The organism is Spartinivicinus ruber (assembly GCF_011009015.1).
Taxonomy (GTDB): Bacteria; Pseudomonadota; Gammaproteobacteria; order Pseudomonadales; family Zooshikellaceae; genus Spartinivicinus; species Spartinivicinus ruber.
Map to the genome: position 1 here is coordinate 568,503 of NZ_CP048878.1, position 26,420 is coordinate 594,922.

General features: G+C 39.2%; 26 protein-coding genes. 11 read left to right on the top strand and 15 right to left on the bottom strand.

Annotation, left to right across the window (positions count from 1 at the left end):
- Positions 1 to 213: 213 nt before the first annotated feature.
- Positions 214 to 1,926: a putative bifunctional diguanylate cyclase/phosphodiesterase gene (locus G4Y78_RS02620; protein ID WP_163831385.1), complete on the top strand. Its 1,713-nt coding sequence runs from the start codon at positions 214 to 216 to the stop codon at positions 1,924 to 1,926.
- 161 nt (positions 1,927 to 2,087) lie between these two features.
- On the opposite strand, the gene G4Y78_RS02625 is transcribed toward G4Y78_RS02620, so the two are convergent.
- The 3 genes from G4Y78_RS02625 to G4Y78_RS02635 form a co-directional block, all read right to left on the bottom strand.
- The gene (locus G4Y78_RS02625; protein WP_163831388.1) at positions 2,088 to 2,372 is read right to left on the bottom strand and encodes a hypothetical protein; all 285 of its coding nucleotides are present in this window, start codon (positions 2,370 to 2,372) and stop codon (positions 2,088 to 2,090) included.
- A gap of 452 nt (positions 2,373 to 2,824) precedes the next feature.
- Complete coding sequence (locus tag G4Y78_RS02630; RefSeq protein WP_163831390.1) at positions 2,825 to 4,342, bottom strand: YifB family Mg chelatase-like AAA ATPase; 1,518 nt, start codon at positions 4,340 to 4,342, stop codon at positions 2,825 to 2,827.
- A 171-nt stretch (positions 4,343 to 4,513) separates the two neighbouring features.
- Positions 4,514 to 4,852 (bottom strand): accessory factor UbiK family protein, encoded by a 339-nt coding sequence (locus G4Y78_RS02635; protein ID WP_163831392.1) that lies wholly within the window; start codon positions 4,850 to 4,852, stop codon positions 4,514 to 4,516.
- A 500-nt stretch (positions 4,853 to 5,352) separates the two neighbouring features.
- On the opposite strand from G4Y78_RS02635, the gene glnK reads away from it, so the two are divergent.
- From glnK to G4Y78_RS02655, 4 genes are all read left to right on the top strand, one after another.
- Positions 5,353 to 5,691, top strand: a complete 339-nt coding sequence (glnK, locus tag G4Y78_RS02640) for a P-II family nitrogen regulator (RefSeq protein WP_163831394.1) — start codon at positions 5,353 to 5,355, stop codon at positions 5,689 to 5,691.
- A 53-nt stretch (positions 5,692 to 5,744) separates the two neighbouring features.
- A complete protein-coding gene (locus tag G4Y78_RS02645) occupies positions 5,745 to 7,019 on the top strand; it encodes an ammonium transporter (RefSeq protein ID WP_163831397.1) in 1,275 nt (424 codons plus the stop codon).
- Between the two features lie 104 nt (positions 7,020 to 7,123).
- Positions 7,124 to 7,552, top strand: a complete 429-nt coding sequence (locus G4Y78_RS02650; protein WP_163831400.1) for a secondary thiamine-phosphate synthase enzyme YjbQ — start codon at positions 7,124 to 7,126, stop codon at positions 7,550 to 7,552.
- Positions 7,553 to 8,062: 510 nt separating this feature from the next.
- A complete protein-coding gene (locus tag G4Y78_RS02655; protein WP_163831403.1) occupies positions 8,063 to 8,266 on the top strand; it encodes a hypothetical protein in 204 nt (67 codons plus the stop codon).
- Between the two features lie 208 nt (positions 8,267 to 8,474).
- Here the strand turns inward: G4Y78_RS02655 and G4Y78_RS02660 are convergent, their stop codons facing one another.
- Positions 8,475 to 8,978, bottom strand: a complete 504-nt coding sequence (locus tag G4Y78_RS02660) for a hypothetical protein (RefSeq protein ID WP_163831405.1) — start codon at positions 8,976 to 8,978, stop codon at positions 8,475 to 8,477.
- 350 nt (positions 8,979 to 9,328) lie between these two features.
- Between G4Y78_RS02660 and G4Y78_RS02665 the strand changes: the two genes are divergently transcribed.
- The gene (locus G4Y78_RS02665) at positions 9,329 to 11,917 is read left to right on the top strand and encodes a family 20 glycosylhydrolase (RefSeq protein ID WP_163831407.1); all 2,589 of its coding nucleotides are present in this window, start codon (positions 9,329 to 9,331) and stop codon (positions 11,915 to 11,917) included.
- An 80-nt stretch (positions 11,918 to 11,997) separates the two neighbouring features.
- Here G4Y78_RS02665 and G4Y78_RS02670 read toward each other — a convergent pair whose 3' ends face one another.
- Both G4Y78_RS02670 and G4Y78_RS30605 read right to left on the bottom strand, forming a co-directional pair.
- Positions 11,998 to 12,591, bottom strand: a complete 594-nt coding sequence (locus G4Y78_RS02670; RefSeq protein WP_163831409.1) for a hypothetical protein — start codon at positions 12,589 to 12,591, stop codon at positions 11,998 to 12,000.
- 750 nt (positions 12,592 to 13,341) lie between these two features.
- On the bottom strand, positions 13,342 to 15,072 hold the full coding sequence (locus G4Y78_RS30605; protein WP_222937626.1) for a PKD domain-containing protein: 1,731 nt from the start codon (positions 15,070 to 15,072) through the stop codon (positions 13,342 to 13,344).
- Positions 15,073 to 15,638: 566 nt separating this feature from the next.
- On the opposite strand from G4Y78_RS30605, the gene G4Y78_RS02680 reads away from it, so the two are divergent.
- Entirely contained in the window at positions 15,639 to 16,568 is a 930-nt protein-coding gene (locus G4Y78_RS02680; protein ID WP_163831411.1) for an endonuclease/exonuclease/phosphatase family protein, read from the top strand.
- Between the two features lie 233 nt (positions 16,569 to 16,801).
- Here the strand turns inward: G4Y78_RS02680 and G4Y78_RS02685 are convergent, their stop codons facing one another.
- From G4Y78_RS02685 to lptM, 9 genes are all read right to left on the bottom strand, one after another.
- Complete coding sequence (locus G4Y78_RS02685; protein WP_163831413.1) at positions 16,802 to 17,551, bottom strand: HvfC/BufC N-terminal domain-containing protein; 750 nt, start codon at positions 17,549 to 17,551, stop codon at positions 16,802 to 16,804.
- Positions 17,541 to 18,389 carry an MNIO family bufferin maturase gene (gene bufB / locus G4Y78_RS02690; protein WP_163831415.1) on the bottom strand — a complete coding sequence of 283 codons (849 nt, stop codon included), beginning with the start codon at positions 18,387 to 18,389 and terminating at the stop codon, positions 17,541 to 17,543. Before bufB ends, G4Y78_RS02685 begins: the two co-directional genes overlap by 11 nt.
- A 134-nt stretch (positions 18,390 to 18,523) precedes the next feature.
- Positions 18,524 to 18,784 (bottom strand): BufA2 family periplasmic bufferin-type metallophore, encoded by a 261-nt coding sequence (gene bufA2, locus G4Y78_RS02695; RefSeq protein WP_163831417.1) that lies wholly within the window; start codon positions 18,782 to 18,784, stop codon positions 18,524 to 18,526.
- Between the two features lie 225 nt (positions 18,785 to 19,009).
- Entirely contained in the window at positions 19,010 to 19,711 is a 702-nt protein-coding gene (locus tag G4Y78_RS02700) for an HAD family hydrolase (RefSeq protein ID WP_163831419.1), read from the bottom strand.
- Positions 19,704 to 20,606 carry a tyrosine recombinase XerC gene (gene xerC / locus G4Y78_RS02705; RefSeq protein ID WP_230425683.1) on the bottom strand — a complete coding sequence of 301 codons (903 nt, stop codon included), beginning with the start codon at positions 20,604 to 20,606 and terminating at the stop codon, positions 19,704 to 19,706. The genes G4Y78_RS02700 and xerC overlap by 8 nt, the downstream gene beginning before the upstream one ends.
- Positions 20,607 to 20,625: 19 nt before the next feature.
- Positions 20,626 to 21,324 (bottom strand): DUF484 family protein, encoded by a 699-nt coding sequence (locus tag G4Y78_RS02710; protein WP_163831421.1) that lies wholly within the window; start codon positions 21,322 to 21,324, stop codon positions 20,626 to 20,628.
- On the bottom strand, positions 21,321 to 22,151 hold the full coding sequence (gene dapF, locus G4Y78_RS02715; RefSeq protein ID WP_163831423.1) for a diaminopimelate epimerase: 831 nt from the start codon (positions 22,149 to 22,151) through the stop codon (positions 21,321 to 21,323). The genes G4Y78_RS02710 and dapF overlap by 4 nt, the downstream gene beginning before the upstream one ends.
- 66 nt (positions 22,152 to 22,217) lie before the next feature.
- Complete coding sequence (lysA, locus tag G4Y78_RS02720; protein ID WP_163831425.1) at positions 22,218 to 23,468, bottom strand: diaminopimelate decarboxylase; 1,251 nt, start codon at positions 23,466 to 23,468, stop codon at positions 22,218 to 22,220.
- A gap of 20 nt (positions 23,469 to 23,488) precedes the next feature.
- Positions 23,489 to 23,605, bottom strand: coding sequence for an LPS translocon maturation chaperone LptM (gene lptM / locus G4Y78_RS02725; RefSeq protein ID WP_163831426.1), 117 nt, complete (start codon positions 23,603 to 23,605; stop codon positions 23,489 to 23,491).
- 184 nt (positions 23,606 to 23,789) lie between these two features.
- On the opposite strand from lptM, the gene cyaY reads away from it, so the two are divergent.
- The 4 genes from cyaY (at position 23,790) to G4Y78_RS02745 (ending at position 26,397) form a co-directional block, all read left to right on the top strand.
- Positions 23,790 to 24,116, top strand: a complete 327-nt coding sequence (gene cyaY, locus G4Y78_RS02730; RefSeq protein WP_163831428.1) for an iron donor protein CyaY — start codon at positions 23,790 to 23,792, stop codon at positions 24,114 to 24,116.
- A gap of 319 nt (positions 24,117 to 24,435) precedes the next feature.
- Positions 24,436 to 25,128: a class I SAM-dependent methyltransferase gene (locus G4Y78_RS02735; RefSeq protein ID WP_163831430.1), complete on the top strand. Its 693-nt coding sequence runs from the start codon at positions 24,436 to 24,438 to the stop codon at positions 25,126 to 25,128.
- The gene (locus G4Y78_RS02740) at positions 25,128 to 25,628 is read left to right on the top strand and encodes a hypothetical protein (RefSeq protein ID WP_163831431.1); all 501 of its coding nucleotides are present in this window, start codon (positions 25,128 to 25,130) and stop codon (positions 25,626 to 25,628) included. Before G4Y78_RS02735 ends, G4Y78_RS02740 begins: the two co-directional genes overlap by 1 nt.
- A 94-nt stretch (positions 25,629 to 25,722) precedes the next feature.
- Positions 25,723 to 26,397: a queuosine precursor transporter gene (locus G4Y78_RS02745; RefSeq protein WP_163831433.1), complete on the top strand. Its 675-nt coding sequence runs from the start codon at positions 25,723 to 25,725 to the stop codon at positions 26,395 to 26,397.
- The last annotated feature ends 23 nt before the right edge of the window (positions 26,398 to 26,420 follow it).

A 26,420-nucleotide genomic window follows, 5' to 3' on the forward strand; every position in this document is an offset into this window, starting at 1 on the left:
AACCTCAAATTTGCCGAGCTGCGCAGTTTACCAGAAGCTTTTCAGTCAAGACATATTACGCAAACCCTACTAGAGGACAATTGAAAAAATTGATCTAGTTGTTAAATTTAATTTCTATTCTGGATAATGGCTGGTTTTTATTTACTTTGCGTTATGTTCATATAATACTTGCCGGTTTATCAATGACCTATCAGTTGAAGGGGTGTGTGGCGGGTGGTCAGGCAGTTAAGAAGACGTGAAGTCAAAATCTTACTTGTAGGTGAACAGCCTGACCTGTTTCGTCATCTGGTCTCACTACTTCCCAGTTGGCAATATAACGAGCCACGCTGGCAGTGGAGTCATTGTCAGTCAGTTGATGAACTTTCACGATCTATTCGTTACTTTGTACCTGATTTAATTCTGACAAATTACGACAGTTATGAACAAGTAGTTGCTCAGTTGAATGACAGCTATCAATCAATTGTCTTATTATGTGAAGATGCTAACTGCTATCAGCTGAAGCAGAACACAACAATACCTCCTGTGGACTTCATTCCTTATTCTCGTCTTGATGACGATGAATTTGTTCGTCGAACCCTACGTTACAACTTAGAGCAAACCAAAACTAAGCGAGATATTAAAGGCCTGACGTGCTATGACCGACTAACGGGTATTGCTAATCGCACCTGGTTTCAAGAAACCTTGGCTGAAGAGTTGTCGGTATTAGCTAAAGGCTACCAGTTAGGGTTGATGTTGGTAGACCTTGATGGCTTTAGCAAAGTTAATCAGGCGCTAGGGCATCAAGCCGGTGATAGCTTAATTTGGCAAGTGGCCGAGCGACTGAAACAAGTTTACAGAAATAGCAGTAGCTATATCGCCCGTATTAATGGTGATGAGTTTGGCTTGATCATTCCAGATGCAACTCACCAAGCTCAGTTGATACTGCAAGCTAAGCAAACGTTGAAAGCACTGGCTGAACCATTTTTTGTTGCTGGCCACCAAGTGTTGATTGGCTGCAGTATTGGTCTAGCCTGTTGTCCTGATGCTGGTAGTTCAGTGGATGAAGTGCTTAGTCATGCACATATTGCTCTTTCTACTGCAAAAAAACGGCTGGGTAACCATTACGCTGTATATGAGCCAGATTTGAAGGCAGATGTTCATGATAGTTTGCTGATGGAAGCAGAGCTACGCCAGGCTTTGCGTGGTAATCAGTTGCAGTTGTTATACCAGCCGCGAGTAGACAGCCAGACAGGTAGAGTTTCATCTGTTGAAGGCTTACTAAGATGGCATCATCCTCAGCGTGGTCTATTGATGCCTGCTGACTTTATTCCCTTGGCTGAGCGCACTAACTTGATTGTGCCAATCGGCTATTGGGTTATTGACCAGGCTTGTCGTGATATTGCTTTGCTGGAAAAGTGGGGGGTGGGTGATCTCCATGTAGCAATTAATTTATCGTTCCATCAGTTTAAAGATGCCAAACTACTGGCTACAGTTTCTCATATTATTAAGAAGCATCAGGTGAAGCCACATTTGCTTGAGTTTGAGCTAACGGAAACGGCTGTCTTACAAGAGCAAGCTGAAGTGGCAGCCAAAATGAAAGCGCTACAGCAGTTGGGGATTAATTTTGCTCTTGATGATTTTGGTACGGGATTTTCTTCATTCAGCCATATTCAAGGCTTGCCTGTCAATACCATAAAAATAGACCGTAGTTTTGTAAAAAATGTGCTCATTAACCGGGGTGATCAAGTTATCGTGGCGGCTATTATTGAGTTAGCCCATAACCTTGGCTTGACAGTTGTTGCCGAAGGTGTAGAAACCTGTGCCCAGTCAGAATGGCTGAAAATGGCTGGTTGCGATGAAATGCAAGGTTTTTTATTAAGCCAGCCTTTAAGCATAGAAGATCTATGCCAACGTCTAGTAGAAGAACAAGCCATTAGAGCTTATTAATTCTGCTTAATAAAATGCTGATAATAAATATCAGTAGCTTTATGTTAAATAAAACGTATTTATAATTTCCCCCTTACTTTGTCTAAATTTAAAATTATGCCTGCCAAAAGCATTCTTTTGTCTTACTGAAAACACAGACCTTTAAATTGAAAATTGTTATATTATTCGAAAAAGCTTGTTGCTGTTGGCTTATCCAGTCTCAATAGAATTAAATAAGAAGGTGTTTTTATCTCTTCTTGCGGAGTAAAGCCATTTAGTTCGTCTTCGGTTAATAAAAATTCTCTTTCTTCACCTTTCGCAATAGCAGCAATAACTTTTTTGGTATTTTTATTAGCAATGGTTACAGGGGTTTTTAAACGTTTGGGGGGTAAAACCTGATAGCTGCCGATAAAGAATGTTTCTTTATTTCCTGGGCCAGTTACTATTTCTAATTTTATTGAGTTCATTTGTTTTATCTCCATGTATAGTCTTCGCGAATGACTTTTAGGATTTGTTGTTACTAAGAATCATTCACATTGACTAATCGCTAATTACAATATTTCGAGGCAGTTGTAACAAGTGTTTAAGATAATATTGTCGTTTGTTACCAACTACTCTACGAAGTATATCAATGTTATAACAGGGTATTGTTCTTTCTAGAATTAATTGACAACTGTTTTGTGAAAGAGTTTTGTCGTATTTATTAATTAATCTGTGATTAAATTAAAATTAGTCTAATAGATCACTTTTTAAAATTGGATTAGCAGGCTTTTTAAGGGGTGAAGCACTTTTATAAGTGTTTATACTTAATAGAAAAATAAATATTAATTACAAAAAATAGCCGACTTGAATTGTGTAGGTAAGCTTTGTAAATGAGAAACACTCAAGAAATAACTTGAGTGTTTTTTTCGAGTATTTCTTAAGCCCCTCGGTCTAACTTTCGATAACTAATGGCTTCCATTAAATGTTTTTGGGTAATTTCTGTTTTTTCTTCAAGGTCTGCAATCGTTCGTGAGACTTTCAAAACCCGATGATAAGCTCTGGCAGATAATTTTAATCTTTGTATAACTTGGCTTAACCACTGTCGAGTTGTTTTGTTTAATTGGCAGTGGGTTTCTAGTTCAGTGGTTGATAAGCCTTGATTGGTTTTCTGCTGTCTGGTTAATTGCTGTTGCTGTGCCTTGAACACTCGTTCTCTCACTTGAGCAGATGTTTCTGTTTGAAGCTGATCAAAGGATTGGGTCAATAAGCTTTGAGGCATAGCGGACACTTCAACATGCATATCAATACGATCTAACAGTGGTCCCGATAATTTGTTGCGATAACGTCGTACTTGTTCTGCCGTACAGTGGCAGTTGTGCTGACTATCTCCCAAATAACCACAGGGGCAAGGATTCATTGCAGCAATTAACTGGAATTGAGCTGGATAGGTGATCTGGTGTGAGGCTCGGGATATAACAATTTCACCTGATTCTAGTGGCTCTCGTAAAACCTCTAAAACCTTGCGACTAAACTCAGGCAGTTCATCCAAAAACAGTACTCCGTTATGGGCTAGAGATATTTCACCCGGTTTTGGGCTGCTGCCTCCGCCTACCAAGGCTACAGCAGAAGCTGTATGGTGTGGTGCGCGAAAAGGGCGTTGGCCCCATTGCTTGAGGTTTACTGGTTTGCCTGCAATGGAATAAACTGCTTGGGTTGCTAGTGCTTGATCTGTCGCTAACAAGGGCAAGATAGATGGAAGGCGACTGGCTAACATGGTTTTACCTGAACCAGGTGGGCCAAAGAATAACAGGTTATGGCCACCTGCTGCTGAAATCTCCAATGCCCGCTTTGCGTGCATTTGACCTTTTACTTCACAAAGATCTGGCTCGGTTGCAGATATTGTCTGGCGTGTGGTTTTACTGGTAGCCTGCTTAAGTGAATTGGACTGGTTGAAATGACCGCAGACGGCTAGGATATTGCCTGCCTCAAGTACAGTTAAATCCTCAACTAAACAGGCTTCTTGACTACTACGGCCTGTGGGCACCACCAGCTGGCGTTTGGCATTTCGACAAGCAATGGCTGAGGTCAGGGCACCTTTTATGCTTCTAAGCTCTCCGGATAATGCTAATTCACCAAGAAACTCATAGTTTGCAAGCTGTTCTGTTGCTATTTGGCCTGAGGCAGCCAGAATGCCAATGGCGATGGCTAAATCGTAACGTCCACCTTCTTTTGGCAAGTCTGCTGGAGCCAGGTTGACTGTTATTCGTTTGGTCGGGAACTCAAAGTTGGCATTTTGTAATGCGCTTCTTACCCGATCTTTACTTTCTTTAACGGCGGCTTCAGGCAAACCGACAATTGAAAAGCCTGGTAGACCATTAGCTAAATGAGTTTCTACAGTAACGAGTGGTGAATCAATGCCAACTTGGGCCCGTGTATAAACTACTGCTAGAGACATACAGCATCCCTGACTAACTTAGTCTGATAATTGCTTAAAGCACAGTAGTTTAAAACTTGCTCAATATTCCATCGAACTGTTTCAGTAAAGTTTGTGACTTGTTAAATCGGATAATTCACAAATTTTTCAAGTTATTTCTCAGGTGCTCCTTACAAAATAAAGTTTGCCAATTTACATCGCTTCATCTTTTACTTCTTTATCAACTTGTTTAGTGATTTGCTCGGGTTGAATATTGTTTGTCGCTGAAAGAGCCTGTTCTAACAAAGCAACCTGTTTGCTTAGCAAATCAACTTTTTCTCGCGTGCGTTGTAAGACTGCTGTTTGATTATCAAACTCATCGCGGGTAACCAAGTCAAGCCGATTAAATGCAGACTGCAACAGTAGTTTAATGTGGTTTTCAAGCTCCGTTTGAAGATGGGTCTTGTCACCCTGCAAGAAGCTTTGTGCTTTGCTGGTTATAGTTTGACCGATTTGTTCGCTCAAGGACTGGATAAAGTCTTTATTTATCATGGCTGTATTCAGTTAAGTAATGTCGCTGTATGAATTAAGGCTTGTCGTAGTTTATCACAGCTCTATTTTTAATAGTCTGCTTCATATGCACCAGAATTGATTTATGTTGAATAAAAAGTGATCGCTTTTGGTGCGTATTGCCATTAGCTGAAACAAAAAAGTGCTTGAATGGTTAGCATGTCCGTCACTATTTAGCTGATATTCAGGTTTTAGTGATTATGGCACAAATAGTGCTATGGACTAAAAAGTGCTGTTAGAAAGTGAGTGACTAATAGCACTTGTTTTGCCTTTAAGGCAGGCAGCATATGGCAGTGACAAGTTTGAAAATGACCAAAGGAAATGAGTGTTTTTGTTAGGCAGAAATAAACAGCGTAATGTTCAAGGAAGGAAGGCTGAGAAAAGCTAAGCTATAGCAATCAAAATGAATTGCTTAACCCTGATTGCAAAACGTAGACTTGTCACTGCCCCCAAGGCAAGACTAACCAGTTAGGAGACTACTAATGAAATTAGTATCAGCCATTATCAAACCTTTTAAATTAGATGATGTGCGAGAATCCCTTTCCGAAATTGGAGTACAGGGGATTACTGTAACAGAAGTGAAAGGGTTTGGACGGCAAAAAGGTCATACAGAGCTTTATCGAGGTGCTGAGTATGTCGTCGACTTTTTACCCAAAGTTAAAATAGAAATTGCTATTTCTGATGAATTGGTTGATCCAGTCATAGAAGCAATTAGCAAAGCAGCTAATACGGGCAAAATTGGCGACGGTAAGATTTTTATTACCCCTCTGGAGCAAGCTATACGTATTCGTACCGGCGAAACGGGTACAGAAGCAATTTAACTTTAATCAACCAGTTAGTTTTTCAATTAGTTGAGCCAGTGGGGGGCACAATAATGGAAACATTACAGGATACGTCTAATACTATTTTGCAACTGTCTTATGCGTTAGATACGTTTTACTTTTTAATGTGTGGCGCACTCGTTATGTGGATGGCGGCTGGGTTTGCGATGTTAGAGGCAGGCTTGGTTCGTGCTAAAAATACCGTAGAAATTCTTACCAAAAATATTGCTTTATTTGCTGTCGCTTGCACTATGTTTTTATTGTGTGGTTATAGCATTATGTACCCTGGCCAAGGGGAAGGAGAAATTATTCCTTACTTTGGCATGTTATTAGGCTCAGAAAATGAGCTTTCCAGCGTTTTAAAAGGTGGAGAAGATGCACCTTACTATTCAACCCGTTCAGACTTTTTCTTTCAGGTCGTTTTTGTAGCAACCGCTATGTCTATTGTTTCCGGTGCTGTAGCAGAACGGATGAAACTCTGGTCATTTTTATTATTTGCTGCAGTGTTAACTGGCTTTATCTATCCAGTACAAGGATATTGGAAATGGGGTGGTGGCTTTCTTGAAGCAAAAGGCTTTTTAGACTTTGCTGGATCAGGTGTCGTACATATGTGTGGTGCCGCAGCGGCATTCGCAGGCGTATTATTATTAGGTCCAAGAAAAGGTAAATATACAGCCAAAGGGCAAGTTAATGCGATACCAGGTGCTAATTTACCCTTGGCAACTTTAGGCACCTTTATTTTATGGTTAGGATGGTTTGGTTTTAATGGTGGTTCACAGCTCAAACTGGCAGATGTGGAAAATGCCAATGCCGTTGCCCAGATTTTTGTGAACACCAATGCAGCCGCTGCGGGCGGTGTAATAGCTGCATTAGTTATCGCTAGGTTATTATTTGGTAAGGCAGATTTAACCATGGCCTTAAATGGAGCATTGGCTGGGTTGGTATCGATCACTGCCGAACCGCTTACTCCTAGTGCATTTGCTGCGACATTGATTGGTGGTGTAGGGGGGGGGCTAGTTGTTTTTTCCATCATTTTATTAGATAAACTGAAAGTTGATGACCCTGTGGGTGCCATTTCTGTTCATGGTATTTGTGGTATTTGGGGGCTATTAGCTGTGCCATTCACTAATGCTGAGGCAAGCATTTGGCCGCAACTGTTGGGTATTATTATGATATTTGGCTGGGTCTTTGTTACTAGCTTAATTATTTGGTATGTCATTAAGCAAATAGTAGGTATTAGGATAACTGAAGAAGAAGAGTTTGAAGGGACTGATCTAGTTGAATGTGGGATGGAGGCATATCCAGAATTTACTTCTAATAAAGCCTAAATAACATTCTAGGGCAGATAAGAAAAAACTCCCAAAGGGAGTTTTTTTGTTTTGGGGGGAGTAGTATATAGTTAAAGTGTCATTGAGGAAGAGAGAGATTGCAAATGAGCTGGCTGCAAAAAACAATACAGTTGACTCCGAAACCAAGAGGTTTTCATCTTATAACTGAGGAGCTGGTTAAAAAATTAACAGAATTAGATGAGTTTCAGGTTGGTTTAGCGCACTTTTTTATTCTTCATACCTCAGCATCATTAACGATTAATGAAAACGCAGATCCAACAGTAAGAAGTGATTTTGAAGCTCATTTTAATCATTTTGTTCCTGAAGATGCTTCCTACTATCAACATACCTATGAAGGCTCAGATGATATGCCTGCACATCTTAAAACTAGTACATTGGGAGTTGGAATTTCCGTACCAGTGAGCAGTGGTCAACTAGTATTAGGAACTTGGCAAGGTATTTATATAGGTGAGCATCGCAATCACGGTGGAAGCCGTCGAATTGTTGTCACTATTCAAGGTGAGCGGTTTTAGTAGAGGTGTCCTTAATAAATTTGCCTAAAAGTTGACTGTAAGTAGTTTATAAATAATGAATAAAAAGTAAATACTTAACGGTGAAAACGATTATTGCCTAAGCAAAAAAACAATTTAATCTGGTTATAAGAGGTTTTTTGAATTAGTCACTGTTTAGTAATATTACGTATCTTTTTGAAAAATATATAAAAACTATATTTTATAGGATTAATAGAGTAAGAAAAACTAGAAAATTAATTAGTCAGCCGCTGTAACTTATTGAAATATATGGTAATAGTTAAATTAAAAGCTATTAATTTAACTATCTATATAGCGTCAATGCATTATAAATGACATTTCGCTTGGATATATATTGCCATTAAGGTAAAAAAATACTAACTGCTGAAATATTTTTTCTTTTCTTAATTATTCATTGAGCTATAAATGTATTTAATGGCATCTGAAGAGGAGTATAACACTGTCTATTAGATTTAGGATGTTTGGTTATAAATACATGAGGTATGAATAATTATGGCAAGAGAGCAAGGCACTACACCAAAAAAAGGCAGTGATGGTGATTGGGGTAATATTGGAGGAGATGCAGAAACATATACAGTTCAGTCAAGAAAAAAAGTAAGGGAAACGATAGAGAAGCAAATAGAAGAGTTTCTTAATTCAGGTGGTACAATTCAGGAAGTTGAATCAGGGAGGACAGGTAATCACTCAGTACATTAGTTTTTCATTAATAAAACCAATATCAAGAAAAGCCTCCTTGGTTTTGATTTAATATGTCAATAATCAAGGAGGCTTTTTATTTTATTAGGCCCGTAATTATTTTTCCATCCAGCCGTGTTATAAGCCATTGATTACACGGTATTCCTGATGCCTTGCTGGGCGACAAAACGGTCGACGGCAGTGGTGATTCAAATAGTTTTAACAGACCTTAGTTTATTTTTACTAATTCAGCATGATATTTTTCAGGAAGATCACTTAGAGAAACAACTTGTAAGCTTTTATTAGCATTGTTGGACTGGTAATTAGTAGCAATTAGTTCAACTTGTGCAGTATCTTGCAACTTAAACATTGCACCAGTTAAAGGGTCAACAATTACCATTCCTATTAAACCACCCAGAAATAGGTTTCCGAAATACCAGCCATCCAGAGTGCTGGTAATCATAATACTTTGCTGTTGATAACCTTCTTTAGCAAAGGCAATTGTGTAAGCGCTACTTGAAAAATAACCATCTCCACTGGCAAGCTCAACTGTTTCAGGGGTAGTACCTGTATGGACAGTTTCACCCAGCTCGTTGGTGATGGTAAAAGCAGCGTTTTCTGGGATGCTGGTGATGTTTACCGGATAAGTTGAGTCACTAACAATTGATGCACAACCAGTTGTGAGTAAAGTTGAGCTGAGAAAAATGCTTGTTAGGATAGGTTTGATCTTCATTGAGTTACTGCTCCAGTATGATTTATATGTGATTGGCATCACATTTAGGGCGGGCATTATATCCAGTTGTATTGCTATGTAAAGAGTTAGTAATTATTTCATTTTGGTTTGGGTCGGTGAAATGTATACAGATTCGATCGAATACTAACCAAAGTGTTCTGAGCCTTTGGTGCTGATGAAATATTTAAACTACGACTTATTAATATTGGGCTTATGGATTATTCCCGTGACTTTAGTTTGATTTGACAGGCTAATAAACGAGCTATGATGTAAATTAAAAAGGAGCTAACAAAAACTAGTTGTTAGGGATTGGTTATTAATAGGTGTTAAAAAATATAAAGGATTATAGAATGTTAAAAATCATATTTTACGTCATTGGTTTAGCATTATCGTTTCCTCTAGTTTATTCGCTGACGTTGGATAGCAAGCTAAACGTAAGTTGGCAAGTATTAGATAATTACCAAGATGGCGCTAATAGTTTTAGTTCTCAGTTGGTTATAAAAAATAATAGCAATAAGCCACTGCCAACTCATGGTTGGGAAATTTATTTTAATTTTGCCAGGTTGATAAAGCCTGGCTCTTATCCTGACACGGTATTAATAGAACATATAAATGGGGATTTACATAAAATAATTCCACAAAAGAGCTTTAAATCACTAAGTCCAGGGCAAATGATCAAAATTCCTTTTAACGCAAGCTTTTGGGCTATTAATGACACTGATAAACCGGCAGGATTTTATATTGTTTATACTAATCCTGCTAAGGGAGAGGAGCATATAGAGGTATTGCCAGAGGTTGAGTTTATTAAGCCGACTAAGCCAAAACAATGGAATCGAATAAAAGAAGATATTTGGCCATTAGCTACCGCTCAGTGGCATTTTGAGCAAAATGCCAGGCTACAACTGTTACCAAAAGAACAGTTACCAATAGCCATTCCAGAACCAGTTAAGGTGAAAAAATATGAATCTTATTGGCAGCCAGATAATTTAATTAGAGTTTTAGCTAGTAATAGTTTGACTAATGAAGCAGATTTGTTGGCTAAACAGTTAGAAATGATGTTAGGTTATCGCCCAGAGGTCGTAGACTCAACCAAATCAGCCCCGTCTGACATTGTACTGAAGTTAAAGACTAATTTAGAAGAAGAACAAAACTCAAATCTGTATAAAGAAGGTTATCATCTTACCATAACTGAAAAGGGTGTAAAAATCACTGCAAATACTAAGCAGGGTATTTTTTACGGGAGTCAAACACTATTAGCGCAGTTTAAAGTGAGTAGCGTAGATGAGGTATCAGTTAATATTCCTGCTATGGCAATAGAGGATTATCCAAGATTTGCTTATCGTGGGATTCATTTGGATGTAGCAAGGCATTTTCAACCTGTTGCAGAAGTGAAGAAATTAATTGACGTGATGGCTCATTACAAATTGAACGGGCTTCATTTGCATTTAACTGATGATGAAGGATGGCGGCTTGCAATTAATGGTTTAGAGGAGTTGACTCAAGTTGGTGGACGTAGAGGTCATTCCACTACAGAAGACGAATATCTATTGCCTGCTTTTGGTTCTGGTCCATTTCCTGGTGTTAATCAAGGCAGCGGTTTTTATTCCTCAGCTGATTTTATTGATATCTTAAAATTTGCTAAAGCCCATCATATTAGCATTATTCCAGAAGTTGATTTACCAGGCCATGCAAGAGCAGCTATCAAGTCAATGGAAGCCCGTTATCGGCATTTAAATGAAAATCATCAAAAGCAAGCCAGCAAGTATTTATTGTCTGATTTGACAGATCAATCAAATTATCAATCAGTGCAAGGATGGAAAGATAATGTGGTGAATGTGTGTATGCCGTCTACCTATACTTTTATTGATAAAGTATTAAATGAGATAAAACAGCTATACTCACAAGCAGATACAAACTTAATAACAGTTCATATTGGTGGAGATGAAGTGCCCAAAGGTGTATGGCAGCAATCTCCAGCCTGCCAGCAGTTATTACAAACAGAAAATATTAGTTTGGCGCATGTTGAGTTATTAAAGCAATACTTTATGCAACAGCTAAGTAATATTTACTATAAACATGGCTTAAAACTGGCTGGCTGGGAGGAGCTTGCTTTTACCAGGCTTGGTGAAGATGGCTATGGAGCTAAACGCGTAAATCGGTTTTATACAGGTGGTAAGTTAACGTCATATATTTGGAATAATGTATGGGGCTGGGGGGATGAAGATAATGCCTATAAACTAGCAAATAAACAATACCCTGTTGTGTTGGCTAATGCAACCAACCTCTATTTCGACTTAGCCTATGAAAAACATCCATCAGAACCAGGCTATTATTGGGCTAATTTTACTAATACTGAATCCCCTTATCGGTTTGTTCCTCTGGATATATTTCAAAGTGCCCAAACTGACAGAATGGGTAAAGTGATTCAGCCTGATCAGTTTGAAAATAAAGAACGTTTACAAGGTAAAAATGAAGGCTATATTATGGGTTTGCAAGGTCAGCTGTGGAGTGAAAATATGAAGACTCCACAACAATTAGAGTATTTTACATTACCCAAATTGCTGGGGTTAGCTGAGCGTGCCTGGGCAGCTAAACCAAACTGGGTTGGTGATAAAAAAATAAATAGCCAATTGTATAATCAAGCTTGGAATCGTTTTGCTAATAGAGTGGGGCAAATCGAACTGCCTAAGTTGGACTACTTATTTGGCGGTTTTTATTATCGGCTGCCTATACCTGGTGCCAAACTAAATGAAGATGGTTTGATTACAGCAAATATTGGTTTGCCTGGGACAATTATAAGATATACAACTGATGGCTCAGAGCCAACGGTTAACTCCAGCATCTACAAAGACTCTTTTAGTGCAACAGGGGTGGTAAAGCTTAGAGCATTTAGTAGTAGTGGCCGGGGAGGCAGAACAGTAAAGTTGGGGGTTAACTAGAAGAAAATTGAGAGTAACGTTATTACTCGTTACTCTCAATCCTATACCTTCACTGTAGTATAGCGAAGTTCTGTTATTTTTTATGCGGTGTTTTTGCGGTTATGGCGCTGTCTTGCCATTAAGCCTATACCGAGTAAGGCTAAACCTAAAGTAGCGGGTACAGGGATACGAGTAATTTTGACATCGTCTACAAGTAACAATGCATCAGGACCGCCTTTGGAAAACCCTTGAAACCCGACAAAGCTTGGTAGATTTGGATTAACTGAATCCTGAAAGGTGTAACTGAACTCATGCCAAACACCTGCATCTCCGATCAGACCTAAGGTTTTAGTTACCGCTAGATCTTCCTCATAAATCTGAAAAGTGGGGTCGATGGCGTCTAAGGCAAGCCATTTAAAGCTGATAGTATCTCCTGCTTGCCAATTGGTTTCGGAACGAATTGATGAGTTTGCTGGTAAAACCGCAAATTGATTGCCTTCAGCTGCAGTGTAGCGTGTTCCGTGTTGTGTAAGCTGATTAGCTACATAAGGAGACAGTGGGCCAGGCTCTGTAAACCAGCCATTGATACCTATCCCTTCAAAGCCGCCATTGATAATGTTGATTGGGCTGGCAAATGTAACTGCTGAGCATAGCAGCCCAGATGCAAATACTACTTTCTTTAGCCAGTTATTCATTAGGATATTACCTGTTAACTTGAATCCATTTCAATAAAATTACAATGTATTAACTTGAATGGGCAATCAGTAATATCCGTCAAACTGGACTTCATTTCACAGTTTTAAATGAATCCGCTGAGGAAAAAAGTAGATATTAAGCAATAGCTTAAGAATGATAGTTAGCACTATATTAGATATGTCATTAATATTTACAATAAATAAAAGTAGTTTTTATATTTCAAGTGTACTTGAAGGCAAGAGCAAACAATAAAATCACAAAATATTCGTAATGGTTTATTAGGCAGCTTTTAGTTAAATATTTTCGATAAAACTAGCAATAAATGTTTTTGCAGATTTTTCTATATCTGTAAATTCTATACCAAACTGAAAGCAGCGAAATTTTACGACAACATACTTGACTCAACTAATACCCCTGTTTCTGGAATATTAAGGGTAGTTACTCGAAAAATACGTTCAGAATATTTAATTAATACTGGCCATTTAATGCTATGCATATCTTGTAATTGATTTATTTAATAGGCTGGCATAATAAGGATAACATTGTACAGCATTAGCTACATAATTTTTTATTGTTTCCTGGTAAGCTTTGTTATTACGCTGTTTTTGAATATACCCAAAGCGAAGTATTAATAGATAATTGGTGATTAAGTGCGATAATTACAAAGCTTGAAAGTGATTCGCGAATGGTATAAAGCGCTAAAATTAAAAAAGCCAGCTTGAAAGCTGGCTTTTTATAATAAAGTAGTCTTATAAACTAACTGAATCTGTGGGCGGTGGTGGTGGCGGTGGAATATCATCCGGTAAATCGCCATCGTCGTCCCCATCATCAGGTGTTGGTGGTGGAGGCTCTGGGTTATCGCCATCATCATCTGGTGTATCTGGGTCACCTGGAGGAGGTGGTGGTGGAATATCCGGTGGTGTGTCATCATCACCATCATCGGGTTTGTCTGGATCGTTTGGTGGCTCTGGTGGAGGTGTTGGGTCATCAGGATTATTAGTATCTAAACAGTTCACAGGCTTTCTAGAGATAACCAGTGCATCCAGATAGCTTTCCATGACTTCTTCTGTTGTTTGTACATCAGTTGAGACAAGGTTGTTGGTAACGGGTTCTCGGTTGTTTTGTCCCATCATTGCCCAGTTATTTTCAAACTGAATGCCGTTGATAGCATATTCTCGCCACTTACCCGTCCAGTTTAAATCACTCAACGTATATTTTGAGTAAGGCTTACCATCGATTGCTATTTCATATAAGCCATCTGCTTTATAAGGAGCGGTGCTATTTAGTTTGAGATGGACAATAACACAGTGCCACTTACCTTTCGCAAGTGGGTTTTTGTCATCGCCATCTGGATTATCGGGTGGAACGGGAGGCTCTGGATCACCTGGGGGTGGTGGCGGTGGGGGAATATCATCATCACCATCGTCTTGACTCACTGCAAACTTACTAAATGAGGGTTTTTCTGGGGGAGTAGGCGGTGGTGGTACAGGTGGTAGAGGATCATTACTATCACCAAGCTGGGTTAAATTATCCATATCATCCCACTTGATGGTTTTTAAAGTAGAGTCTGGGTTGTTTGGGTCAAAGCCGCTATAAGCGTTAAGTTTGGGTTCGCCTGAGACTACCGTGGCATTTGCTTTATCATGAGAAAGTGTTGCAATAAACGACTGAGGGCCAAATTGATCGGCACCTGCTGCGATGCCAAATGCTCGCGTTATATTAGCAGGCCAGCCTTGAGTATTTTCTGGGTATTTCACATAAAAGCGGTAATAGACTTCATTAACTTTTTCGTCAAAATAAGGCTTGGCACCTAAATCATCAACTGAGTTGTTATAAGGTACTCGGCCAAAGTTACGACGGAAGCTGCCACTATTTTTGCTTTCACTATCTGCTTTTAATCTTAATGCAAACTTGCCATGAGCGGGGTCTGATTCGACGCGTTGTAGCGAGTCTGCATCTTTACCTGGTTTAACACTGTTTTTGCCGTATTTTTCTGTTAATGACGCGGTTGTTTCAAAATCATCACACCATAACCATTCTGGATGGTTGCTTTGCCAGTTTTCACACTCATTCATGCCGACTGGATCATCGTTATCATCATCGTCGTCATCATCTGGATTATCTGGTTTAGTCGTAACATTGACTTCGACTTTATGCTCAGCTGTGGCATTTTTGTTATCTGTCACAGTAAGGGAAATTGTGTAACTACCCGCTTTGGTATAGGTATGAGTTGCCATTGGCCCCTCACCATTCATGCTGTCACCAAAGTTCCAACTATATTTGGTAATTGTGCCGTCTGGATCTGAACTGCCTTTAGCATCAAAACTACAGCTCAGCTCATCACATGAATGGGTAAACTTAGCGACAGGTTTTTTATTTTTGGATGGTTTTGGCTTATTATCATCATCACCTGGACAACCTGTCAGCACCATCACACAGGCACTATACAATAAGGTTTTTGCAAATTTAGGAGTCATCATATTAGCCACTTCATTGATCATTCTCTTTTATTGGGAGTCATGCGCTGCTTATGTACTAAGGCCATCCATGATGTATTAGCTATACTTTTCGCGAATGATTTTTAAGGTTTGCTGTGACCACCTTGAATGGTGGGAATGCAGTTTGTGCTGCATTCATTTCTCACTCCAATCACCTATTACATTTAGGCTCATGGGGCTTCGTCATTCGACGGCGCCCTTAAAAGCCACTCGCTTTGACTATAATTCCGTAATATACGCTTAAGTTATGGGTATATTACAGAATGAGTTGACTTAGTAGTTATTAAATAAATTAAATATTAGATTAATGATCATTTAAAAAATTAGATAAATAATAACCATTAAACTCATTTTAATATTAAGCAGAAGCCAATCTAAACACATCAGTTTTTAGTAATATTTGTTCAGACTCACAGAAATAGTGTCACTATCTGCTGACTTGTAATAACTTGAAAAGATATACATTTGAAAGTCAGTGCAGACATAGTTTTTTATGTAAACTTCCACAACTATCGTATACAGTCATTCGAGAACACTGATAGGAGACTGTGGTTGTGTGGCTATTGAAGCGAATATTGTTAGTGATTTTGTTGGCTGGTTTTGCTAGCGGTATTGGTTGGTTTGGTGAGCACCATTGGTTAGCTGATTTAGCTAACCATTTTCGATGGTATTACTTGATTGCAGCTTTGTTAGGTATTGTATTGTTCAGTTTTGCTCGTAAGTGGATATGGGTAAGTATTGCACTACTGGTTGTAATGCTAAATTATCCAGTGGTCTCATTATATGGTTTACCAAAGTCTGTCGCTACATTGGCTTTTTCGCAAAAAGCGATAACGGTTGTTCAAGTTAATGTTAATTTAAATAATGATGACACACTCACACTGTTGCAATGGTTGCAGCAAGAGCAGCCTGATGTAGTTGCAGTGGAGGAGTTCACTCCTGCTTGGGCAGAAGCATTTAAGCAGTTGCATAGCCTTTACCCTTACCATTTGGAAGAGCCAAGAAATGGCGGGTTTGGTATCGCTTTATTTAGCCGATACCCCATCGAGAATTTTCAAACACTCTACTTTGGCCCTGATAAGCTGCCTTCAATTTCTGGAATGCTGAATTGGAACCAAAAAAAAGTACAATTAGTAGCTACCCATCCACTGCCCCCGATATCAAGGACTAAAGCAATCTCTCGTGATTTGCAATTAGCAGAGTTAGCAAGTTGGTTAAAACACCAACAAAAACCAGCCATATTATTGGGTGATTTAAATACGACGCCATGGGGCCATAGCTTCTATAAGTTAATTAATACAGCTGACTTATTTTCTGCTCGTGAAGGGTTTGGTATGTTGCCTACTTGGCCGGGAGTTATACCTCTAATCCCCATTGATCATATTTTGCTAAGCAAAGATCTAAAGACGATTAGTGTTAAACAAGGGCCTGATATTGGTTCTGATCATTTGCCAGTTATTGCTGAGGTAGTGTTATAGTGTAAAAATTAAAGTCTACTGACATGCTTTTAGCTTAACTATAAAAAATATGTATAGTATTTTTTATGGTACTGTAATTGATATATTTTTATCGCATAAATAAATTCTGCAAGCATATGATATGGTGTTAATTGCTTTGTATTTTATTAACTATAAAAAGCAAGCTACTCGATCATTAACTACAGACAGTTAGACTTAATAAAATTCAGGTGGAAATGCAAAAAATATATTATTCAACGAATAGACTTCACGACCTGATCATTAACTAGCTGTTGAATAATCTGGGCTGCTCTTTGTGGTGCTTGCTCAAAATAATACCATTGACATAGCTGCTCACAAATATCAGCGAAAGTAACTTCAGCCATTATTTGGTGAATTATTTGCCATTCGTCTTCTGATACAGAACGAAATTGGGTAACAAGTCCTTTACGCCATATTAACCAATGGTTGGTTTCTTGGATAACAACAGGAGGTGTCTGGTTTGTTTCAAGTGCTTGCCAAACTTTAACTACATTGGTTTGGTATTTAATAGTACGTAAGCTGGGGACTAGTTGTAGTCGGATCGTTGGCCATTGTTCAGGTGGTACCGTTGCAAGTTGTTCAAGTTGAATAACATGACTATTTGCAGCATCGAAAGCTGATCTGAGCTGCCATTCCCAATCAGCCAGCTCGATAACGATTTGCTGCTTAGAAAATAGGGCATGGCTTTTTAAGAAGCATTGCATGTTACTACCGAACCAGCGCAAGGAAGGATTGGTAGAAGGCATTTCTACTATATAATTATGAATTAATTGATCATATAAATCATCACCTAACAATTTTCCTAAGCAGGGAAAATCTGTATCTAATGCTTCTTTTAAACGTTGATTATAAGCATTTTTGTAAATAGAGAGTCCTGGAGTCTCGAATGTTACCAGTGGTTCAACGTTGCTAGGACTACCCTGTAAAAATGCAAGAAATTCTTTTTGTAAATCAGCAAGCATTGGCATAACCTTTATAACCTGCATAAATAGGCTTTGCAATAGCTCTGGCTTGGTTTAGCTCAGCTAATAATTCTGAAAAAACTGGCATATTATCATCGCGTTCAATCATTGTTGATACAGGACCAAATAATTGAGCTGCTTCCTGATATAAGTTCCAGACACTATCAACAACTGGCATATCATGAGTATCAATAACATAATTGCCATAGTCACTATGGCCTGCCAAGTGGTGTTGCATCACTCGTTCTGCAGGAATACCCTGAAGATAGGATACCGGGTTAAACTGGTGGTTGCGAGCACTGACATAGATATTGTTTATATCTAATAAAAGATAGCAATCTGCTCGTGTCACTATTTCTTTAATAAACTCCCATTCAGTCATTTCTGAATCAGCAAAAGTGACATAGCTGGATAGATTTTCTAGTAAAATTTGTCGGCCTAAAAAGTCTTGTACATACTGAATACGGGACACAATATGTTGTATTGCTTGCTCTGTATAAGGAAGTGGTAGTAAGTCATGGCTATTAATATGATCAACTCCTGTCCAGCATAAGTGGTCAGAAATAAAGATAGGGTTAATTCGTTGGGCAAGCGACTTGAGTTGTTTTAAGTAGCCTTTATCTAACGGATCAGTACTACCGATAGAAAGGGAAACTCCATGCATCGCCAATGGGTATTTTTCTCTGATTGCATCTAAATAATAGAGTGGTTTACCACCTGCAACAAAATAGTTTTCTGATATTATTTCAAACCAGTCAACATTGGGTTGGGTTTCGAGAATTTCCTGATAATAGTCATGGCGCAACCCTAGGCCAAAACCATAAAAAGGACGATTCATTCGGGTTGCCTCCACAATCTTTTATATAAAAACTGTTGATATAAACCAGTTAGAGATAAATGGACTTTGGTCGTTATCAATAATGGCAGGCTACTGATAATCACCAAATCCATTTATTCTCATTAAAGAAAAAGTTACTTTTCTTCTTTCACAGTACCGCCTTTAGCCTCACATTCTTCAGCAGACATATTCAAGTAACCTTGGCCTTTACAAGAGCCGTGACCCTTACAAGCATTACTTGCAGTAGCGCAGTCGTTATGGCCTTTACAGCTATTAACACCCCAGCATTGAACCTGACTAGATTCAGCGCTGACTGCTACTTGCGATCCTAAAGTAAATAGACCAGCAGCAACAACTGCTAACGCAGTACCTGAAACTTTCTTTTGTGTGCTCATAATGTACTCCTAATACAAATAGTAATAAAAAATTTATAATTAAATTGAGCGATTAATAATGGCTCAATCCTAAAGACAGGATGGCAAACAAATTAATTTCAGTCGGCTAGTTTTAGATAATTAGCTTTAAATAGATGATGTGATTAAGTTCAAGGTTTATTGACTTATAAACAATCTTTTTTGTTAATAGTTGGGGGAGAGGCTAAGCTGCTAATAAACTTTCACCTATAATTTATTTATTACCCTTGGTAATTCACTAATACAGCTAATCACTGCATCAGGTTTAATATGATAATCCCATGAGTTCTGTTTGGGGTTAAACCAGATGGCTTTCAGGCCGACTTCTTTTGCGCCTATTACATCGTATTCGGGGTGGTCTCCTACATGTACTATTTCTTCTGCAAGAACCTTGGCTGCTTGAATACCTGTTTGGAAAAATACTGGATCTGGTTTACTAGTGTTTAGCTCATCGGCGCAAAAAGCAAAATCAAAATAATCACTAATCGACAGGCGCTTTATATTCACATTGCCATTGGTGAGCACACCTAAGGTGTATTGTTGATTTAGCTCGGCTAATACAGATTCTACATAATCGAAGTAATTAACTTGATGTCGGCCATGAAGAAATATCTCCATAGCTTGTGCAGCACCTTCTATTGACTGTTCTGAATAACCTGCGTGAGTAAGAAACTGTTCTAATGCCACTTTTCTTAGGTTAGTAACTTGGTGGGTGAGGGCTGGGTTGGCTTGTTTGACTTGATCCTTAAAATCTCTGAACTCATTAGTAGTCGTAGCGACATCTTGGTGGTCATTGATTTTAGGAAAGTGGGTTAGCAGCCATTCGATAACATCCTGCTCCGCTTTTAGAAGTACAGGTGTGTTGTTCCATAGGGTATCATCAAGGTCGAAGGTGATGGCTTTAATCATTGTTTTTACTGCGCTTGGCTCTTGGGTGGCTACTGTCGTACACATTAGCTAAATGGTTAAAATCTAAATGAGTGTATACCTGCGTGGTGCTAATATCATTGTGGCCTAAAAGCTCCTGCACAGCGCGTAAGTCACCGCTGCCTTCCAATAAATGAGTTGCAAAGCTGTGGCGAAGCATGTGTGGGTGTAAATTGCCTGTTATCCCCATTAACTGGGCAAAATGTTTTACCCGGTTTTGGATTTGGCGATTACTAATACGATTTCCCTGTTTAGATACAAACAAAGCTGGTTCATTTTGCTTAGCTAATTGGCCTCGTGTTTTCAGCCATTTGTTTATGCAGTTACAAGCGTAACTGCCGATAGGCACCAACCGAGTTTTACTGCCTTTCCCTATAACTGTCGCTTGTTGTTGATCAAGGTCGATGCCACTTATATCAAGTTGTGATAGCTCATTTAATCTTAACCCTGATGAATAAAAAAGCTCTAAGATTGCATGGTCCCTAATCAATAGCTGGTCATCAGGTGTTGTATTTAAAAGCTGGGCTATTTGGTCTACATCCAACAGTTGCGGTAGTTTTTGGGCTGCTTTAGGTGCATGTAGAGCAACAGTTGGGTTTTGTAGCTTAGGGTGCTTGAAGCAATAAAAGCCATAAAACGAGCGAATACTGGACAAGTGACGCTGTATTGAACGGTGATCTAAGTTGTTGTGTTTTAATTGGCTGAGGTATTGCCTGAGTAATGGTGGGGTAACCTGTTCCCAGCTTGTACACTGTTGGTTATCAAGCCAGGAGACAAGTTTTTGCAGGTCTCGCTGGTAATTATCAAGGGTATGTTTAGCCAATACGCGCTCAACACGTAAATGTTGATAATATTCCTCAAGTGCTTGTTTTAACACGCTTAGTTGGCTGTTCTTGTTAATTGGACTGCTCTTGAAAGTGGTAAACCAGTTGACTAAGCACTTCACCAATATGGGTTAAAAAGAGTGTGCCATTGCTGGTGCGAAAATGGTTCATATCTTCACTGCCAATGGCCAAGATCCCTAACAGCCGCTGATGATAAAGTGGCACCACTGCAGCAGAGCCAACTTGATGGGCTTGATCTGGAAAGAGCACGAGCTTTTGCTCTAACTTTAATAAACCGGTAAAAGGTTTGGTATTATCGAGAATATCTCCTAACTGCTTTTTAGCTTCTGCTAATGGAAAGGTTCGGCCATGAGTATTAAGTGGCTGATCGGCAAAATAAAGTAAGCAGCAGGCGTCTGTTTTAAATTGCTCTCTAAAGTGTTCTTCAATAATGACTTGAATATCTTCCAAGCTACTGGCAGCTAGCAAGTTGATAATAAGTCGACGGGTTTTATCAAAAAGCTGATCATTTTCTCGGGCGATCGCAATTAAATTACCTAAGCGCTTATGCAATTCTTTGTTTTCTTTTCTGAACAAATTAACTTGATGTTCTAATAAAGAAATTGCTTTACCACTAGGGTGAGGAACAGTGAGTGTTTTGAGTAAATCAGGGTTGTGCAAAAAAAAGTTAGGGTTAGCTTCGAGATAAGCAACCACCTGCTGTTCGGTGATTTCTTCCGAAAACGCCAGCTTATTGGTTGGTTTTGTCATAACCTAATTTGACCTTCAAATACCCGGCAGGCAGGACCTGTCATTTTTACGCTGTGTCCTTCACCTTGCCACTGAATCGTTAAACTACCGCCTGGTAAATTCACAGTTACCTGCTCATCCAGCAAGCCTTGAATTCGACCAACAACAACTGCCGCACAAGCGCCAGTGCCACAAGCTTGGGTTTCACCTACACCGCGTTCAAACACCCGTAAATTAATTTCCTGGTGATTAAGCACTTCCATAAAGCCTACATTAACCCGCTGAGGAAAGTCAGTGTGTGACTCCAGTTCGGCACCTAAACGTTCAACTGGTGCTTTGTTAATGGAGTCCACTTTGATTACAGCATGTGGGTTACCCATTGAGGCAGTACCTAATTCCACATCACCCTCAGCTACCTTTACTTTGTAAAAAGCTTGTTGCTGAGGTGCGTTAAAAGGAATGCTGCTTGGAGTTAGCTTCGGAATACCCATGTCTACGGTTATATTGCCATCAGTCTCTACTATTAATTCTATATCACCTGACAGTGTTTCAACCTTAATATGGCTTTTTGTTGTTAACTTTTTGTCTAGCACAAAACGAGCAAAACAGCGCGCACCATTGCCGCATTGCTCTACCTCGCCGCCATCAGCATTATAGATGCGGTACTTGAAGTCATTGTTGGGTTGGCTGGGTGGCTCAACTACCAATAGTTGGTCAAAGCCTATTCCTCGATGGCGATCAGCCAGCGACCGAATTAAGTCTTCGTTAAGTTTGCAGTGTTGAGTCACTAAATCGACAACCATAAAGTCGTTGCCAAGACCGTGCATTTTAGTAAAGCGTAACAGCATGATGTAGTAATTCTATGCGCTTCTATTGGTTACCTCATAACTAATTGATGAGGTAACCGGGTGCAATTAGTTAGGAAGTAAGTTTTCGTTTGCCAGTTGTTGATTAATGGTTTCTCTCGCTCTTACCAAGTAGTGTTGGTCTTTATCGACCATTACCTCGGCTGCTCGGTTACGGCTGTTGTAATTAGAGCTCATAACAAAACCATAAGCCCCAGCAGAGCGAACTGCCAGTAAGTCACCAGGTTTTAGGTTTAGCTCACGGGCTTTACCCAAGAAGTCGCCAGTCTCACACACTGGGCCGACAATATCGAAACTGGCGTGTAAGCCGTTAGTTCGGGGTTTTACTTGAATAATTTCCTGCCAAGCACTGTAAAGAGAAGGGCGAATTAAGTCATTCATAGCTGCATCGACAATGGCAAAGTGCTTATGGCCATTATCTTTCAGCATATCAACTTGAGTCACTAAAATTCCAGCATTGGCAGCAATTGAACGGCCTGGTTCAAACACTAGGGTTAGGTTGCGACCTTGGATTTTTTTCATGACGGCGCTGGCATAGGTATCCGGCTCTGGTGGTACTTCATGCTGATAACGCACTCCAAGACCACCACCTAAATCCAGGTGTTTTAACTCAATACCCAGTTCTGCCAGCTCGTCCACTAAACATAACAGGCGATCCATGGCATCTAAAAATGGGTCAATATCAGTCAGCTGTGAGCCAATATGGCAATCAACACCGATAATTTCCAGGTTGGGTAACTGAGTAGCTTGCTGATATACGGCAACTGCATCGTTAAACGAAATACCAAACTTGTTTTCTTTCAGCCCGGTTGAAATGTAAGGGTGGGTTTTAGCATCAACATCAGGATTGATTCGCAGTGAAATAGCTGCCTGTTTGTCCATCTCAGCGGCAACTTTTTGAATGCGCTCAAGTTCAAACTCAGATTCTACATTAAAGCAGTGGATACCCACTTCAAGCGCACGGGCAATCTCAGCTTCTTGCTTGGCAACGCCAGAGAAAACCACTTTAGCAGGATCACCGCCAGCGGCTAAAACACGCTCCAACTCACCCACTGATACAATGTCAAATCCAGAGCCTAATTTAGCTAATACATTCAGTACTGCCAGGTTGGAGTTTGCCTTTACCGCATAACAAATCAAGTGGGGGTGTTCACCCATCGCCTTGGTATAGGCTTTATAATGGCGCTCCAGAGTGGCTCGGGAATACACATAGCATGGGGTGCCGTAGTGTTTGGCAAGCTCCGCAACCGGAACATCTTCGGCGAATAATTCACCATCGCGGTAAAGAAAGTGATCCATATCGTTACTTAATCAATAGCCTATTGGTTAACAGATTCTGTAGATTCTTGCTCAGATTCCTCTGGTAAGTAAAGAGGCCCTTTTTGACCACAACCAGCCAGCCAGGTAAGTAAAAGAACAGCAAATAGAACGCGCATTGGGTATCCCTCACTAATAGTACAATAATGATGGCAAAGTATACCCTGTCTGTTATAGCTCGGCTAATGTCACTATCATTCTCAATATCTTAAAGTGATAGCGGCTATACAAATTTGTACAATGATGCTCAACGTATTGGTATAAACAAAGCAAAGACGATTTTTAGGTACAGGTGTTACGCTAATGACAGAAGCAGAATTTAATGAGTTGCTGGATGAGCTAATGGTAGCTATTGAAGATGCCATCGACGAGCTAGATGTAGATATCGACTGTGAGTCTGGCAACGGTATGCTAACCATGCAGTTTGAAAACCGTAGCCAAATCATCCTAAGTCGCCAACCTGCACTTCGACAACTTTGGTTAGCAGCCAAAAGCGGTGGGTTCCACTTTAACTATCAATCAAACGAAGAGCAATGGGTCTGCGACAGTACCAATGAAGCGTTCATCAGCATGTTGAACCGATTTATGAGTGAGCAAAGCGGTGATGAAGTAGAGTTGGAGTTGGGGTGAGTCGAAGAGAGGAGCAGCAAAAAATTGCTGCTCTTTTTATATTATATAAAGGGTGGTAATAGCTTTTTTAAGGGAATAGATTGATTGTAGTAAATGTAAGTTAAAACTAACTATTAAAATAAATTAACTATACGTCAGTTGGCGCTTGACTGCCTGTGTATTGATTTTCATAATACCTGGCGCATAATTATTTTTTTTGAGTATTGATGTGTCAACGACTCATAGGGTTTTGCTGCTGATAGTTATAGCGACTGACTAATGGAATAAATGCTCTTGTCGGGGTTGAGTGGTCTAAAATATAAATTATTTGTAGTATATTATGAATAGTCATTTTCTATACGATCCTAGTGAGCTACTAAAAGCTATTAAGGACTTCCCTAAGGGAACTGGCATTTTAGCATTTAGAGATATTCCAAATATTCTTAATCAACACGTAGTGGGTAAAAAAACACTGGATTTTGGCTGTGGAGCAGGCAGAAGTAGCCGAATCTTAAATGCCCTTGGATATGATGTTTGTGGGGTAGATATTGCGTCTACAATGATCAATTCAGCCAGATTGTTGACTAGTGAAATCCAGTTTAAAGTTGTAGATCGTCCACTTAACCGGCTACTGACTGAAACTTATGATTTAATTTTTTTATCATTTGTTTTAATGGAAATGACCAAGGCAGCTGATATCGTAGTAACCCTTCAACAGCTAAAAAAACAACTAAACCCCAATGGGCGAGTCGTAGTAATAACTGCTTCAAATGAAATGTATCTACATGAATGGCTCTCTATGAAGCCGATGACTAAGAATATTAATTCAGGTTTGCCAGCCGAAATACTATTAAAAGATTATAATACGACAGTTACAGATATTGTGTGGTCTGAGAGTGATTGTTTTGAGTTTTTTGCTGGAAGTGGCTTTTCATTAATAGAGAAATACTATCCGCTAGGACAAGACAGGGATGATAGGCCCTGGTTAATTGAAACGGAAATTGCTCCATTTGTAATATGGGTTTTAGCATAGTGAAACTGATTAAGTGGTTGAAGCTATTACTTTGTCACTTCAGATATAGTCATAAATATACAATTGTTGATTTCCTTGACGACAGCTTTATTGCCGTTATTCGATGTCTTGATACACGAGTAGTTTTGAGACTTAATATTGAAGAGGTAATAGCCAATAAAGGTATCATCTCTCATTTGTTACCTGAGCAAGCTTGTTTTGTTGGGATAAAGTATGCCTTTGCTCTTAAATATGGGTTTGTCTGTCAATCAACTGTCAATCATTATACAGCAGATTCAACCATTTCTTTTGATTGCCATCATAATGTGCAATTTGTACATCCTATATCTAGTAACAATATTGTGCTTCCTGCTGAAGAAATAGCTGCGGCAAAAGAGTTAATTAACTTGTTTAATCCCGTAGGGGCATACTTGATAGGAGTGGAAGCAGGCAAGCAAAAACTAAATAAACAGTTTTTACCAAATAGTTTTGCTAATATACCTATCGATAATCTTTTTTAGGAATACCCCTAAAAGCATATTTTTTATAAATATTCTTAGATTTTTATCAAAATTTTTTTTGATAAAATAGCTTGTTACAAACAGAGGAAATATTATGCCCGTAAAGGAATATAAGTTGTTAGTGCCGATATCAATGTTTTTTTATTGTATTGTTATCACAAGCTCAATTGCTGGGCAAAAAATGCTAGCTGTTGGTGACTTTATTCTTTCATCTGGTAGTTTAATTTTTCCCTTAAGTTATCTCACCACCGTATTAGTCACCGAAATCTATGGGTTTCGGTATGCTAAACAAATGATTATTACTGGAGCACTTTGTAATGTGTTTGCTGCTATCTTTCTCTATTCTGTAGTGCATTTAAACAGTGCAGACTTTTGGCAAATACGACAGCTAGCTTTTAACCCTGTGATTCAAACAGCTGCCTATATTTTACTAACCAGTACTGTCGCTTATTTACTTTCTGAACTAATAAATGCTCATGTTTTAACCAAGTTAAGCCGTCTGGTTAATGGACGTTTTTTCCCCTTAAGGGCTATTGCTTCAACGGCTTGTGCTGCAATAGTTGATACAACTGCTATGTTACCAATAATGCTTTATAACACGCCAAATAATGTCATGAAGATATATTTTTGTTTGATTGGCTTGCGCATAAGCTACGAAGTGATTTTGTTGCCGCTACTGTGGTGGTTATGTGAAAAACTTAAGCGAATTGAGGGGCTTGAAGACGAGCAAGCACAACACAAGTTTTCTAGTGTGACTTTGTTGCAATGAAAGCCTGGGCACTCTTGCCCAGG